At 58.5% G+C, this 13,313-nt stretch carries 13 protein-coding genes; 3 read left to right on the top strand and 10 right to left on the bottom strand.

Annotation, left to right across the window (positions count from 1 at the left end; genetic code table 11):
- Nucleotides 1–76: 76 nt before the first annotated feature.
- The 4 genes from FKM97_RS10340 to FKM97_RS10325 form a co-directional block, all read right to left on the bottom strand.
- On the bottom strand, nucleotides 77–1,153 hold the full coding sequence (locus tag FKM97_RS10340; RefSeq protein ID WP_144292345.1) for an LptF/LptG family permease: 1,077 nt from the start codon (nucleotides 1,151–1,153) through the stop codon (nucleotides 77–79).
- On the bottom strand, nucleotides 1,150–2,355 hold the full coding sequence (locus FKM97_RS10335; RefSeq protein WP_144292344.1) for an LptF/LptG family permease: 1,206 nt from the start codon (nucleotides 2,353–2,355) through the stop codon (nucleotides 1,150–1,152). Before FKM97_RS10335 ends, FKM97_RS10340 begins: the two co-directional genes overlap by 4 nt.
- Nucleotides 2,356–2,382: 27 nt before the next feature.
- Nucleotides 2,383–2,832: an HIT family protein gene (locus FKM97_RS10330; RefSeq protein ID WP_144292343.1), complete on the bottom strand. Its 450-nt coding sequence runs from the start codon at nucleotides 2,830–2,832 to the stop codon at nucleotides 2,383–2,385.
- Between the two features lie 88 nt (nucleotides 2,833–2,920).
- On the bottom strand, nucleotides 2,921–3,877 hold the full coding sequence (locus FKM97_RS10325; protein WP_144292342.1) for a metallophosphoesterase family protein: 957 nt from the start codon (nucleotides 3,875–3,877) through the stop codon (nucleotides 2,921–2,923).
- A gap of 93 nt (nucleotides 3,878–3,970) precedes the next feature.
- Between FKM97_RS10325 and FKM97_RS10320 the strand changes: the two genes are divergently transcribed.
- Nucleotides 3,971–4,699, top strand: coding sequence for a phosphocholine cytidylyltransferase family protein (locus tag FKM97_RS10320; RefSeq protein WP_144292341.1), 729 nt, complete (start codon nucleotides 3,971–3,973; stop codon nucleotides 4,697–4,699).
- Here the strand turns inward: FKM97_RS10320 and FKM97_RS10315 are convergent.
- The 4 genes from FKM97_RS10315 to FKM97_RS10300 form a co-directional block, all read right to left on the bottom strand.
- Complete coding sequence (locus FKM97_RS10315; protein WP_144292340.1) at nucleotides 4,665–5,483, bottom strand: nucleotidyltransferase family protein; 819 nt, start codon at nucleotides 5,481–5,483, stop codon at nucleotides 4,665–4,667. The genes FKM97_RS10320 and FKM97_RS10315 overlap by 35 nt on opposite strands.
- On the bottom strand, nucleotides 5,480–6,613 hold the full coding sequence (locus FKM97_RS10310; protein WP_144292339.1) for a hypothetical protein: 1,134 nt from the start codon (nucleotides 6,611–6,613) through the stop codon (nucleotides 5,480–5,482). Before FKM97_RS10310 ends, FKM97_RS10315 begins: the two co-directional genes overlap by 4 nt.
- A 54-nt stretch (nucleotides 6,614–6,667) precedes the next feature.
- Nucleotides 6,668–8,386 (bottom strand): ABC transporter ATP-binding protein, encoded by a 1,719-nt coding sequence (locus tag FKM97_RS10305; RefSeq protein ID WP_144292338.1) that lies wholly within the window; start codon nucleotides 8,384–8,386, stop codon nucleotides 6,668–6,670.
- Between the two features lie 64 nt (nucleotides 8,387–8,450).
- Nucleotides 8,451–9,245, bottom strand: coding sequence for an aspartyl/asparaginyl beta-hydroxylase domain-containing protein (locus FKM97_RS10300; protein WP_170240850.1), 795 nt, complete (start codon nucleotides 9,243–9,245; stop codon nucleotides 8,451–8,453).
- 127 nt (nucleotides 9,246–9,372) lie between these two features.
- Between FKM97_RS10300 and FKM97_RS10295 the strand changes: the two genes are divergently transcribed.
- On the top strand, nucleotides 9,373–10,611 hold the full coding sequence (locus tag FKM97_RS10295; protein ID WP_144292336.1) for an aminotransferase class V-fold PLP-dependent enzyme: 1,239 nt from the start codon (nucleotides 9,373–9,375) through the stop codon (nucleotides 10,609–10,611).
- Here FKM97_RS10295 and FKM97_RS10290 read toward each other — a convergent pair whose 3' ends face one another.
- Nucleotides 10,612–11,547, bottom strand: a complete 936-nt coding sequence (locus FKM97_RS10290; RefSeq protein WP_144292335.1) for a DMT family transporter — start codon at nucleotides 11,545–11,547, stop codon at nucleotides 10,612–10,614.
- Between the two features lie 217 nt (nucleotides 11,548–11,764).
- Here FKM97_RS10290 and FKM97_RS10285 point away from each other — a divergent pair, with 217 nt between their 5' ends.
- Nucleotides 11,765–12,145, top strand: a complete 381-nt coding sequence (locus tag FKM97_RS10285; RefSeq protein ID WP_246105020.1) for an NUDIX domain-containing protein — start codon at nucleotides 11,765–11,767, stop codon at nucleotides 12,143–12,145.
- Nucleotides 12,146–12,154: 9 nt separating this feature from the next.
- Here the strand turns inward: FKM97_RS10285 and FKM97_RS10280 are convergent, their stop codons facing one another.
- On the bottom strand, nucleotides 12,155–13,105 hold the full coding sequence (locus tag FKM97_RS10280) for a glutathione S-transferase family protein (protein ID WP_144292333.1): 951 nt from the start codon (nucleotides 13,103–13,105) through the stop codon (nucleotides 12,155–12,157).
- Nucleotides 13,106–13,313: the final 208 nt, after the last annotated feature.

The raw sequence follows: 13,313 nt of genomic DNA, 5'->3' as shown, positions 1-13,313 counted from the left end.
ATACCATGCGCAGCTTGCGGCCTTCTAATTTCAGGATGTCCTTCCATACCCCGCTTCGGGACGTGAGGAAAGGGACCTAAACCGACTCCACCCGGCTGATCATGATGCCAGCCATGGAGCCGAAGATCAGCGCCGGCATCCACGCAGCCATCCAGGGCGGAACCATCCCGAGTTCACCAAGCGTGACGGACAAACCGTCCAGGATGAAGAATGTAAATCCAAGCCCTACACCTATAGCGAACATGACCCCCAATCCTCCGCCGCGCTTGAACCTGACAGCAAGCGGTATGGCGATGGCAATCATGAGCAGTGCTGTAATGATCCCAGTAAAGCGCTTCATCAGCCAGGTCTCGTAAACCTGAGTTGGGCGTATGCCGAACCCGCTATTGTCGATAAAATATTCGAGATCCCCGGACGACATCTCTTCTGGATCGCCCGATCGGGTCCCCATTGCCGCAGGGCGCATCAGGCCGCTATAGATCAGTCTACCGACGCGGTTGGGGGGGAGGTTCTCCTGATAATACATGGTGACGTTGTGCAGCTCCCAGCGGCTATCCACCAGTATGGCGCTGTCGGCCATGATTTGCTCCAGAAGAATGCCTTGAGGGTCGCGTCGGAAGATGATCACGTTCGACAGTTGTGTTGCCTGTCGATTGCTTGCGACCGCACGAAGAATATCGTGGCCCGATCGCATCCAGATTGGATCACCTTCGCCCACCTTAAGCTTCTTCTCTCCGTAATCACCAATGCCCCAGTCATGCAGGATGGGCGCGGCCTTCGGGATCGCGTAATTGTTGAGGGCGAAGGTGAAGGCACCGATCAGGAGAGCAATGGGCGTCAGCATGCCGATCAATCGCATTTGAGAGACCCCGGCTCCCCAGATCGCCACCAACTCGTTTGAATTGCTGATCTCCGTGAGCAGAAGGAGCGCAGCCAAAAGCACGCTTATGCCAATGAAGCTCGACATGATGGTCGGCAAACGGAGCATCGCATAATGCGGAACGGCCCAGATCGTGGCGCCTGGGATCTCCAGGATGTCATTAACATAGGTGATCACATCCAGAGTGAGAACGAACACTGAGATGCCGATCAAGATCATCATGAACCGGAGCGTGAACATCCGGGTCAGCATCCATGCCAAAGTCCGCATCATCGGCTCCTCGCCGGCCGGAGTCGTCGGAAGTTGGCTCGAATCCAGTCATTGAAGCGGTCGATCACCGGCTCGAGCCACTCGGACGGAACGGTGAAGCAGACCCGGTAATATCGGTAACCGGAGAACACCGTGAGCAAGACGAACGGCAGCCACAGCATCAGATAAGGCGATGCCTTGTCCACCTGAACGATCACGGCGCCCTGCTCGATGATTTCATGATAGGCGATGAGGATGACCAGCGCGACGCCGAACCGATAGCCCCGCATGCCACGTCGCCGGCCTAGGGCGAAGGGCACGGCTAGGAAGGTCAGGATGGGGATGGACAGGATATTGACGAGCCGCTTATGAAGTTCCGCCCGCATTTTTGCGTTGGATGACCCCGCCGGTATGACCGTCGCCGGATTGAACAGCTCCGCAAGGGTCAATTCGCGCTCGTCTTCACCGCGTGGTCTGAAGAACCGATCCGCGGCGCTTCCCAGCGGCGTCTCCCCAACCTGAAAGTCGCCAACCACCTGCTGCGGCGTGGGGTTGGCGGGATCCTTCCCGGGTTGGCCCTCGACGCGGAGTCGATGCCCATTCTGCAAGCGGAGCACAGGACGCGGTTCCCCGGGGACATCCACCAGCTGGCCGCTCCGGGCCGTGACGGTTTCACTGCCCTTTGCCCCCATATCCTCAAACAGGAAGATCCGCTCGAACTTGTTGGTGCCGCGCTCCAGCTTGTCCAGGATGAAGGTTCGCTTCCCCGCCTGCATGAACACGCCTTCTTCGGCAAGGTAGAAGATGTCAACATTCTTCACGGTGAACAAGACCGCACGATACGCATAGCGCGCATGCGGCTGCAGCCACCCGAATATCGCAAAGGAGGCGACCATGAGAATAGTCGCCAGGATCAGGACTGGTCGCACCAATTGATGCAGCCCGACGCCCGATGCCAGGAATGCGTCAAGTTCGCTGTTGCGCGACAGTTTGTTGAACCCGAACAGGAGACCGAGAAACAGGGCGGCCGGTACGGCCAATCCAAGATAATGCGGCACCAGATAGGCGAGCATCTCGAAGACGATGGCGAAAGAGTTCTTCTTTCCCAGAGTGAAGTCAAGGAGCCGCACCAGTCGCTCGGCAAGCAGCACCAGCAGGCCGATAGCCATCGCCCCTAGAAGCGGGGTTGCGATCTGTCGCAGGATATATCGTGAAGCGATGAACATCTATGTTGAGCCAAGCGAGCGCTGTAATCAACGGTCGCTCGCCACCTCCCTGACCCAATGGGCCCTCAACGCGTTGATCAACGCTTGACGCAGATCCGCATCGGGCGTGATCGCGGAACCGAGTTGCGGCACCCCAGGCCACCCGACATCGGGGAAGGAAACGCCTTCGAAAACTTGCGCCGTCGAATAACGGGGCAGGACGTGGAAATGGACGTGAGGATCCACCATCATGAGCATCAGATAGTTGATCCGCTCGAACGGCCGAAAGGTCTTGAGACTGGCCTCGATCTCTGCGGTTGCCGTCGCAAGTTCAGCAAAAGCATTTGCGGGGATGTCGCCAAATGCGGTCTCGGGACCTTTATGGACAAGCACCAAGGCACCGAGTGTCGGCTGCGCGGGCCGCATCAACACGCACCAATGCTCATAAGCCGTGATCAGGGTGTCGGGATATCCAAATTTTTCCAGGGTATCGTTCACCGCATTCCTCGTGCCATGCGCAGGGCTATGTCGCCACGACGCCGGCAAGATACCTATTGTCGGGCGACAATGCCAGCGGAGCCATGCCTCAGGTGGCGATGGGCATGAGAATACGGCCGGGTTTCACCTCGTCCCCATGGAGGTCGAGGTCGAAGCTATCCTCATCCTGAAATTGCTTCTTCTTCTCGTTATAGCCGCGGATTGTGACGCTGCAGCGCCAAGCACCGTTGGCGCGTCCAATAGTGTACTTGTACCAAGCGGCTGCGGGTTTGCCGTTGCGAGCCAGGGCCGAAGCCGAAGGAATGCCAATCACATGGACGAAGCCGGCCCGAGCGGGAATCCGGCGGAGCGAATGCTCGTGATTGTGCCCATGCAGCACGAGCTCCGCACCATGCTGCTCCAGGAGATCGCGAAACGGCGCCGCATCTGCCAGCGCCTTGCGCTGCGAGTTCATTCCCGGAAGTGGCGGATGATGGATGAGGACCACGCGGAAGAAGCCCTTCTCCTTGAGGATCGGCAGAATTTCGGCCATTCGATGCAACTGCTTGGCGCCCAACTGCCCAGAGGCGATCAGGGGAGGTGTGGGAACGGCAGTCGACAAGCCGATGATCGCCACATTCCGCCGCGTCCGTATATAGGGGAAAACCTCGCTGTCCAGCATCGCCTTGCCGGGGGACATATCCCCCGTCATGTAGTCCTGCCACAGGCCGAGGCTCTTTTCCCATTTCACGGGAACATAGGCGTCATGATTCCCTGGGATGACGCTGACAACCTCGGCACTGCCGACGCTGCGGAGCCATTCGGCGGCGGCCTTGAACTCTGTTCTCATAGAGATGTTGACGAGATCGCCGGTGACCGCGATGTGGTCGACTTTGAAGCGCTTAATGTCCTCCACCATGAGATCGACAACGTCGCGCCTGTGGATGAAGCGCCGACGGCGAACCCAAGACTGATAGCCATAGAAGCGCTTGGTGGCCAAGTCCTTCAGCCTGAGCGACTTGATGGGCGCCAGGTGTGGATCGGAGATTTGGGCGAGGGTGAACATCAATGACAGTTGGCTTACAACATTGACAGGTTAACGGTGTGGTGCGATCTGAAGTGCCGAGTTGGTCTCAGCTTCTAGCAGAAAGGCAGCCCAGTGAAAGTTCTCATCCTTGGCGCGGGCCAGGGCAGTCGGCTTTTGCCGCTCACGGAGGACATTCCGAAGGCCCTGCTCGATATTGGCGGGAAACGCCTGATTGCTCGGCAGATCGAAGCTTTCGCCGCCTGCGGTATCACGGAGTTCGTGGTCATCACGGGCTATGCCGCCAACCAAATGGACACAGCGCTCGCTGAGTTGGCCAATGACATGTCGGTGACCATCCGCACGGTCTACAATCCCTTCTATTCGGTAGCCGATAATTTGGCGAGCTGCTGGATGGCGCGTGCCGAGATGGAGGAGGACTTCATTCAGGTCAATGGAGACAACGTCTTCCGCTCCGATTTGGTGGAGCGGCTGCTTGCCGCACCAGAACATGCGGTGACCGCGGCAATCAATTACAAGCAACGCTATGACGCCGATGACATGAAGGTCATGCTGGACGGCGGGCGGTTGACGGAGATTGGCAAGACCCTTCCCCTGGAAGCCGTCGATGCCGAAGCAATCGGGATCTATATCTTTCGCAATGCCGGCGCGCGCGCCTATCGGCAGGTTTTGGAGCGCGCGATGCGCGATGCCGCCGCCTTGAAGCAATGGTTTCCCTCGGCGATTGGCACACTGGCAAAGCAGATGGAGGTCCATGTTGCCCCCGTCGGCGACGTGAAGTGGTGCGAGGTGGATTTCCCCGTGGATCTCACTCAGGCGCGGCAGCTTGTAGCGGAGTGGTAGCGGGTCGGCTCCGACCGGCAAAAATGTCTTCGACCAGCTCCTTATCGGCGGGTTTGTCCACATCGATCGCGGCTTCTGCGAATGGCATGAGCACCGGTCGGGCAATGAGCGATAGCCGGCGAGACGCCTCCTCGAAGGCGCGTGCCAGGCTGAGGCGGCCAAGGAGATAGAGCAGCAGCGGGCGCAATCCGAACGCACCGATGAGCTTCGCGGGCTGCTTCCTGACTTTGTCGAGGTGGTCCCAGAACGCTATTCCTGCAAGGGCCCGCGGCGTCATCAATGCAAAGAGGTTGCACCCGGACACTCGGTCCCCGGCAAAGTGCAGGAATGTGCGCTTCGAGCTCGGATAGGCTGTCATGATCGTTTCTGCAGAGGCAAGCCCGGCTGTGAGGTCGGCCCCTGAAGCTGATGAGCGAGTAATGAAATAGTCGATCATCTCGACAGTGAGCAGGGGATGATCAGCAGTCGTCACCAGTAGCGGATAGGTCATCTGCCCGGCGGCGTCGATGACCGAGGCCGGCGCGCTGCTGGAGGAACGCATGACGGTGACGTCAACCTGGGCCCGCTCCGCGAGGTCGATGCCAATCTCCGGGCTGTCGATCGAAATCACGATCTCGCCAATCTGCGGAGAGTTTCTGAGTACCTGCAGCACTCGGACCAGCATCGGTATGCCTGCGATCTCGATGCCGCATTTGTGCGAGACATCATAGGCTTTGGCCATGGGGTCATGTGGCCCTCGGCCGGCGGCAAGCACGAGAGCTTTCCATAGCGGTTCGGTGGTCAAACGAGGCTCCGCTCGTAGATGCGATAGGTCTTGTACGGCGTTGCGCCCAACAGCTCGATCATTCGGCGCATGGCAGCGTTGTCCTCCAGGATCCAGGATAACTCGGCGCGATAGGTGCCGCGTTGAGAATGATAGGAGCGCACTGCATCAATGACCGCGAGCGCCAGGGCCGATCCCACGGCCGTGCTCTGATATTTCTTTCTTACTCCCATCAATGGCATGCGGATGGCCTCTGGTGCCCTCATGGCACGAGTGAGGACACGCGCCCAATTGAAGGGGAACAGCTTACCGTCAATTCCCTGCAGCCAGCGATTGACGTCCGGCAGGCTGACCGACATGGCGGCGGGAACGCCCTTATATTCCGCAATGGCAATGTAGCCCTCGGCAACAAGGAGTTTCAGCTGATTGCCCATATGCTGGATTTCGGACGGCGTCATGGGTACGAAGCCCCAGTTGTCGCTCCACGCATCATTGAAAATATCGATGATGATATCGAGATCCTCGAACAATCGCTTCTTCGACAATGTTCGGACCACAAGATCTCCGGAGCGGCGAACCTTTTCGAGCATAGCCTCCATGGAACGCGGCATGGGCGTTCGCGCGTCGTAATCATAGGCAATGACGTCCTTGGCTTTGACATAGCCGAGGGCATCGAGATGGGTTGCGTAATAGGGGGGATTGTGTCCCATCATCACCCGCGGAGGCGAATCGAAGCCGTCGACCAGCAACCCGGTTTCCTCATTTACCGAAAAGCTGAAGGGGCCCCTGACGATCTCCATCCCTTCGGCCTTCAGGAAGCCCTCTGCGGCCGCGATCAGGGAAGAGAAAATCTCGCGATCGTCCAAGCCCTCAAGGAAACCGAACTGTCCTGCCTGTTCGGCATGATGGGTGATATGCAGCTGGTCCACCTGTGCGGAAATGCGCCCAACTGGGGTCCCATCCCTGACAGCGAGAAAGAGCTGGGCCTTGGCATGCTCGAAATAGGGATTTTTACCGGGAGAAAGAACCTCGCGCCTTTCAAACGCCAGGGGCTGAATCCAATTCGGATCGTCACGATTGGCGGTGCGTGCGACCTGGATGAACTGGTCAAGGTCCTGTTTTGAAGTGACCGGACGAATCTTGATTGTCATAGGCGCTTACTTTCCAAGGACGTCGCAGCCTATCTGAATTGCCATAGCCTTGGTTTAGGCCGGAACAGTGTCGACCCGAGCGGTCGGCAGCGAGATCACCCGTCCGGCGGAAACCTGGTATAAACGGGTGGCGATCGCCGTCCAGGCGGGGCGGTGCGTGATCGCCGCAATGGTATATTCGCCCCCAAGCATCTGGATGTTTCTGCAGATCTCCAGTTCCGTCTCCGGATCGAGGGCGCTGGTGACCTCGTCGAGGATCAGCAGCTTCGGATCGGTCACCAAGGCGCGGGCCAAAGCAATGCGCTGGCGCTGACCGCCTGATAGTTTCGTGCCTCTCTCACCAACAACCGTGTCGATATGGTGGGGCAACTCGTCGATGAAGTCTGCGGCGCCGGCTTTTTCCAAAGCGCGCATGATCTGGGCTCTGGTTATACTCTTGTCGCCCAGGGTGATGTTGTCCGAGATCGATCCGTGCAGCAGGCTGATCTCCTGGGGGACGTAGCCGATCATGCTGCGCCACGCACTGACCCTGACGTCTAGGATGGAAACTCCATCGATCATGACCCGGCCGCTGCTGGGATGATAGAGCCCAATAAGGAGGTCCATCAGCGTGGTCTTTCCAGCTCCCGAGGGGCCCTGCAGGACGGTGATCTCTCCAGCATTGATGCTCAGATCCACGTGCTCCACCACGGGGCGCTCACCATAGGAGAAGCTCACATCGTCGAAAACAACGGCCTGGCGCAAGGTCGGGATCACGGTGCCAGTGTCGGGTTCGCGCTGCTCGGCGGTCTCGTCGATGAGCTCGTAGATCCGCCAATAGGCGCTCTCCAGTTCGACCGCGTTCTGGTAGTACTGCTGGATTTTTCCGGTGACCGAAATGACTTGGTAAAACAGGATGCCCATCACCACCAGCTCGGCGAGCGGGATCTCCCAGACGTCCGCAGCGAGATAGACGCTGGCGCCCAGCATGATCGCTGTGAGCACCTCCTCGCCGTATGTTAAGCCGTTTTTCGCAAATACCTTCTTTATGAGTGCTCGCCGCAAACTTCGGATCTTGCTCGCGAACAGAGCCGAAAATGGAGCCTGCCGATTCATGCTCTTGAGAGGTTTGATATTCGCGAACGCGTCCGAGACATAGGTGACGAGCTCGGATGTTCGATCTGTCTGGCGAGATCCCGCCCGACGCGACACCTGTACGAGGACGTTGAGGGAGAGCATCAAGATGAGACCGACGACCAGGCCGGCGAGGGCGAGCTTCCAGGAAATGAGAAGCGAGACGATGATATAGACACTCGACTGAGCAATGGCCGAAACGAACTTCGCCGCGACGTAGTAGGCATCCCCCGCTCGCGTCGCGTCATTGCTGATCGCGTTAGCGATTCTGCCGATCCGCTGGTTCACGAAGTAGCTCCACCGCGCCTCCATGAGCTGGTTCAGCAACTGAGTTCGCAAATTCGCCGGCACGACGGCGATCGACATGCCTGCATAGCTGAGCGCGGCAAAGGAAAGAACCGCCTTCACGATGAGGGCACCGGATACGACGAGGATCAGATTGCCGAGGGTCGGCGTAATTCCCGCGCTGAGCAATGTCTCAAGGACGAATCGGTTTAGCGCGGATGTATGTTCGCTGGCGCCGCCGCCGATTTGGGAAATGGTCGGCAAAAGGGCACCAAGACTGACCGCTTCCGACATTCCAGCCAGAATCAGGCAGAACAGGATGATTCCCGGCCTTGTGCCCCGGGCGGTAAAAAAGATCTTGAGGACGTTTAACATATTCGCGGCGCATCCAGCCACGAGCGCCACGCCACAGTCAACGTCGATGTGAGGCCGGTGCCAATTAGCCGCCGGTTTCGTCGCCCAGACGCTCCAGATTGGCGTCTGCACGCCGGGTAACCGCCTCGAATCTGTCCTCCAGACTCTGCATCTTCTTCCGCGGTTCCTGATAATAGGCGGTGAGCTTCAACAACTTTACGAAGCTGGCATTGACCGCCCGGCCCCAGAAGTGCATCGGGCGATCGAAGTCGAACAACAGAATCACGCGCTCTTCTTCGGTATCGTTCCACACCTCGTGCTCGAAGGTGTCATCGAACACGAAGATCTCTCCCTCGCGCCAAATGCAAATCTGGTCATCGACGCGAAGCCGGCACCGGGCCGCATCTTTGGGGACGATCAGGCCGAGATGTGCCCGAAGGATTCCTTTAGAGACTCCACGGTGGGCTGGAATGTGGTAGCCGGGCGCCAGGATTGAAAACCACGCCGTCTGCAGGTTTGGGATCTGTTCCAGGAGGGCCGTGGTGACCGGCGCCTTTGAACAGTTTTTCTGAAGCTTCTCACCGAATCCAAAGAGAATGAAGGTGCGCCAATTCGTGCCTTTGGCGATTCGCTTCTGGTCAGGCGAGACTTCTTGAAAGGCGGGAACGGCCTCGCGATGCTTCAGGATCTCATCGATCTCTGCTCGGATGGTCGTCCAGTTCTCTGAGAAGGACGCCAGGAATGGGAAATGTTTGGTGTCGAGGACTGGCGTATCGCCAACAACAGATTGCCGCCCAAAAAAATCCGTGAGCAACCGCATGAATGTCTTGCCGGCGCGCTTTACATAACGTCGCCGCTGCTGCTTCAACCGTTCGGACAAACTGTCTCGGGCGGGGTTACTTACGCTTGACATTGTTATCTAACGCTAAGCTCCTACTTCACACGACGGCTGTTTCTCCGACTTGTGCCGGGGATTCGAGCGGACTTTTCGCCAGGATGTTAACCAGATGTGGGCACGCACTCAACTGAAGATTGCCTGGAGTGATCTGGCTGCGGGGGTTTTCTACAGCCTTTTTCCCGGCGACCGCACCCACCTTCGGCACGCTGCGGAAACCTATTGGTCAGCCGAAGATACGATTGCGACCTATTCAGTGCGGTCAGGTTTCGATCTGCTGCTGAGCGCAATGGGCCTGGCACCGGGTGACGAGATCATCTTCTCCGCTCTGAACGTCCGGGGCATGGTTCGGATTGTCTCTTGGCAGGGTCTGACGGCCGTTCCGGTTGATCTTGACATTGCCCACATGGCACCGTCTGTCGAGCGTTTGAGGCGCGCCATCACACCAAAATCCAAGGTTCTTGTAGTGGCGCATCTTTTCGGGACCCACCTGGACCTCGATCCGATCTTCGATCTCGCGCGTGAACATGGCCTCCTGATCGTTGAGGACTGCGCCCAGGCCTTTGCGGGCCAAGCCTATGGTGGCCACCCTAAGGCGGATGTCTCGATGTTCTCCTTTGGACCGTTGAAGACCGCTACAGCCCTCGGCGGTGCCCTGATCCGGGTCAAGGACACGACCCTGCGGGACCGTATGCGGAAGATTCACGCAACATGGACGGTCCAGTCCAACACGGCTCAGCTCAAACGAGTCGCTCAGTTTGCCGGTCTGAAGATCGTCACCTCTCGGCCCGTGATGGCGATGATCTACCGCTTCTTTCATGCTCGCGGACTCGATTACGAGGACGCCGTAAGCGACAAAGTAAGAAATGTCGCCAATCTCAAGAAGCGCAAGAATCTGCAGTTTCAGCCTTCGACAGCGATGTTGGCTTTGGTCGCTCGCCGGATCAGAACGTTTAAAGAGGAGAGTCTGCGCGAACGCGCAGACCGAGGCGAGCGGTTGAGTGCCTATCTCGGCGACAGCGTTGTGCAGCCGGGTCGAGCCAACCAGTATTGTGACTACTGGATGTTTCCCATTCTCGTGGATGACCCGCGGGCCTTTATCGATGGCCTGCGTGCGGAAGGATTCGATGGGGCCAACCTGCCGCGGTCCCAAGCCGTGGCGGCCCCCGAGGGGAGGGCGGATCTCGAGCCGGTGATTGCCGCGCGCGCACTATCCGATCTTATCGTCCTACCCTGCTACCCTGGAATGTCCGATGAGGAGCTGAAACGTCAGGCCGAGGTCGTGAAATCAATCGCCGGGCGAGTGGGCACACAGCGGACAACGGGATATCGCGATGCTGTGCCGCAATGACTATACAGCTTGCCCCTTCGCTGGAGATTTGTGCCGCGCCCTGGGGCTGCTGACCAGAGCGAGACCGGTCGCGGCGATCCCCATGCCGAACCATGCGATCAGCGGCATTGATTCGCCTAAGCCCAGCCAAGACAACGCCGCAGCCACCGGCGGCACAAGAAAGAACAGAGCCGAGACTTTCGCGGCTTCACCACGCCGGATGAGCACCATGAGCAGGGAAATCGCAACGATCGAGTTGCCGACCACGAGATAGAAAAGGACCCACGCGAGCGAGGGTGTGAGGTCGAACCGCATTTCCTCGAGCATATAAGCAAGCGGCAGGACGAAAACGAAACCGACGGCATATTGAACGAGATTGGCGGTCACGATGTGCTGCTGCACCCCGAAACGCTTCTCATAGAGTGTCGCTGCAGTAATGGAGATCAAGGCGCCAAAAGCGACGAAGAGGCTTGTATAGGAACTGGCATCCACCGCGGACCTTGACGTGATGACGAGTGCCGCGCCCGCGAGCCCAAGTGCCAAACCCAGCCAGTGAAGTGTGTTGACCCGCTCCTGAGATGTCCAGGGAACGAAAAAGCCCACCAGTATCGGTTGCATCGATAGAATGAGCGCCAACGCTCCCGGCGACATGCCCATATAAACGCTGATATAGGCACAGCAGAAATAGAGCACCTGCAGCAAAAGCCCGGTGACGACCAAATGCAACCATTGCCGCCCGCTCGCGGGAAGCGGAGGCCTCAAAACGGCGAAGATCGGCAGCAGCAACAGGACGATCAGACCGTACCGCCAGGCGAGGAGGGTTACGGGATCCGCGTCGGCCATCCCGATCTTCATGACGGGAAATCCGCCTGACCACAGGAGCAGGAATAAGAATGGCGCAGATTTCAGCCACAGCGGCTTCTGGCTCGTATCAGCGGTGCCAGAAGCGGGGGTCATTCAGGAATGCTGCAGTGGGACAGGCCTTGGATCATGACATATCTGTGTGCAGGGAACCGACCGACGCAAGTGCGTTTGTGGCATGGCAGGCATTCGGTAGGCTAGGGAATCGGGACATGGGCGTCTCATGGTAGGCATTCCTCGTTTTCTTTATCGGCTCCTGGCACGATACGTTCTTTATCCTATGCATCGGCTTCGACGGGGCACGACACTCGGCGTGCGTGTGCTTCTGGTAGACGACCATGAGCGGGTCTTGTTGGTGCGGCACACCTATACGCCCGGCTGGATGTTGCCAGGAGGAGGCGTCGAGCATGGCCAGACCTGCCTCGATGCCGTCCGCTGCGAGCTGGACGAGGAGGTCGGCGTGACCTTGACCGAACCGCCTGTTCTGATGGGAGTTCTGGCAAATTTTGTCCGTCACCCAGGTGACCACGTGGTGCTCTACCATGCCCGGAACTGGCGTCAGGAGCCGCGTTTCAGCCCAGAAATTGCGGAGGCCGCATTGTTTCCGCTCAGAAGTCTGCCCGAGGGAACGACTCCCGCAACGCGCCGCCGCATTGCGGAGTTCTGCGGCAAGCCCGTTGGAGATCAGTGGTGAGGTGCTGGCTCAGAATGTAAGCTGTGGGCCAGCAGGGACGATCCCGGTGGGATTGATCGTCCGATGGCTCCCGTAATAATGGAGCTTTATATGCGCGACGTTCACCGTCCCGGCGACGCCCGGATGATGGTACAGCCTCAGCATCAGATCCTGTAGATGGGGATAATCGACAATGCGCCGCTTATTGCATTTGAAATGACCGACATAAACGGCGTCGAAGCGAATGAGGGTGGTGAACAGCCGCCAATCGGCCTCCGTGAGTGTCCCTCCCACAAGATAAGGGGAGCTGCCAAGTCTCTGCTCCAACCAATCCAGTGACTCGAAGAGAGCCTCATATGCAGCTTCGTAGACCCTCTGCTCGGTCGCAAAGCCTGCCTTGTAGACGCCGTTGTTGACGGTGTCGTAGACTCGCGCGTTGACATGGTCGATCTCTTCGCGAAGAGGCGCAGGATAGAAATCGAGCTTGTTCCCAGTAAGTTTGTCGAACGCCGAATTGAACATGCGGATAATTTCAGCGGACTCATTGTTGACGATGGTGTGGGTCTGCTTATCCCAGAGGACCGGCACCGTAACGCGCCCGGAATAGCGCGTAGATGCGGTTTGATAGACTTCATAGAGGCGCTTGGCGCCGTTCACTGTGTCCGCAATGGTGCCGGGGCGATCTGAGAAGACCCAGCCTTCCTCGAGCATCAGGGGGTCGACGATGGAGACTGAAATATGCTCGCTTAGATCCTTGAGCGCGCGGAAGATCAACGTACGATGCGCCCAGGGACAGGCAAGGGCGACATAGAGATGATAACGGCCCTTCTCGGCCTTGAAGCCGCCTGAACCGGTCGGCCCAGGAGAGCCGTCCGCGGTGACCCAGTTGCGGAACGCGGATTCCTTCCGCACGAAAGCGCCGCCGGTCGATTTTGTATCGTACCACTGGTCCTGCCAAGTACCTTCGATCAGTACGCCCATCGCTTCCCTCCAATTGTGCTTTACGGGGGCTGACCCCCATGTTATGAGCGCCGCTCTTTTGACGAGAAACTCAGGTCAGTCCCCATGGGTGCCACGAGCCCGGTGACATTGCGACGACGATCAGAAGGCCGCGCGGGACAGCCGCGTAGCCGTCGATAATCCGCGTCCGGCCGAGCGTCCACCACGATTTCTGGATGTGTTTCGGAGG

The sequence above is a fragment of the Rhodoligotrophos appendicifer genome, from assembly GCF_007474605.1.
Taxonomy (GTDB): Bacteria; Pseudomonadota; Alphaproteobacteria; order Rhizobiales; family Im1; genus Rhodoligotrophos; species Rhodoligotrophos appendicifer.
This window is presented reverse-complemented; position numbering and strand designations above follow the sequence as displayed.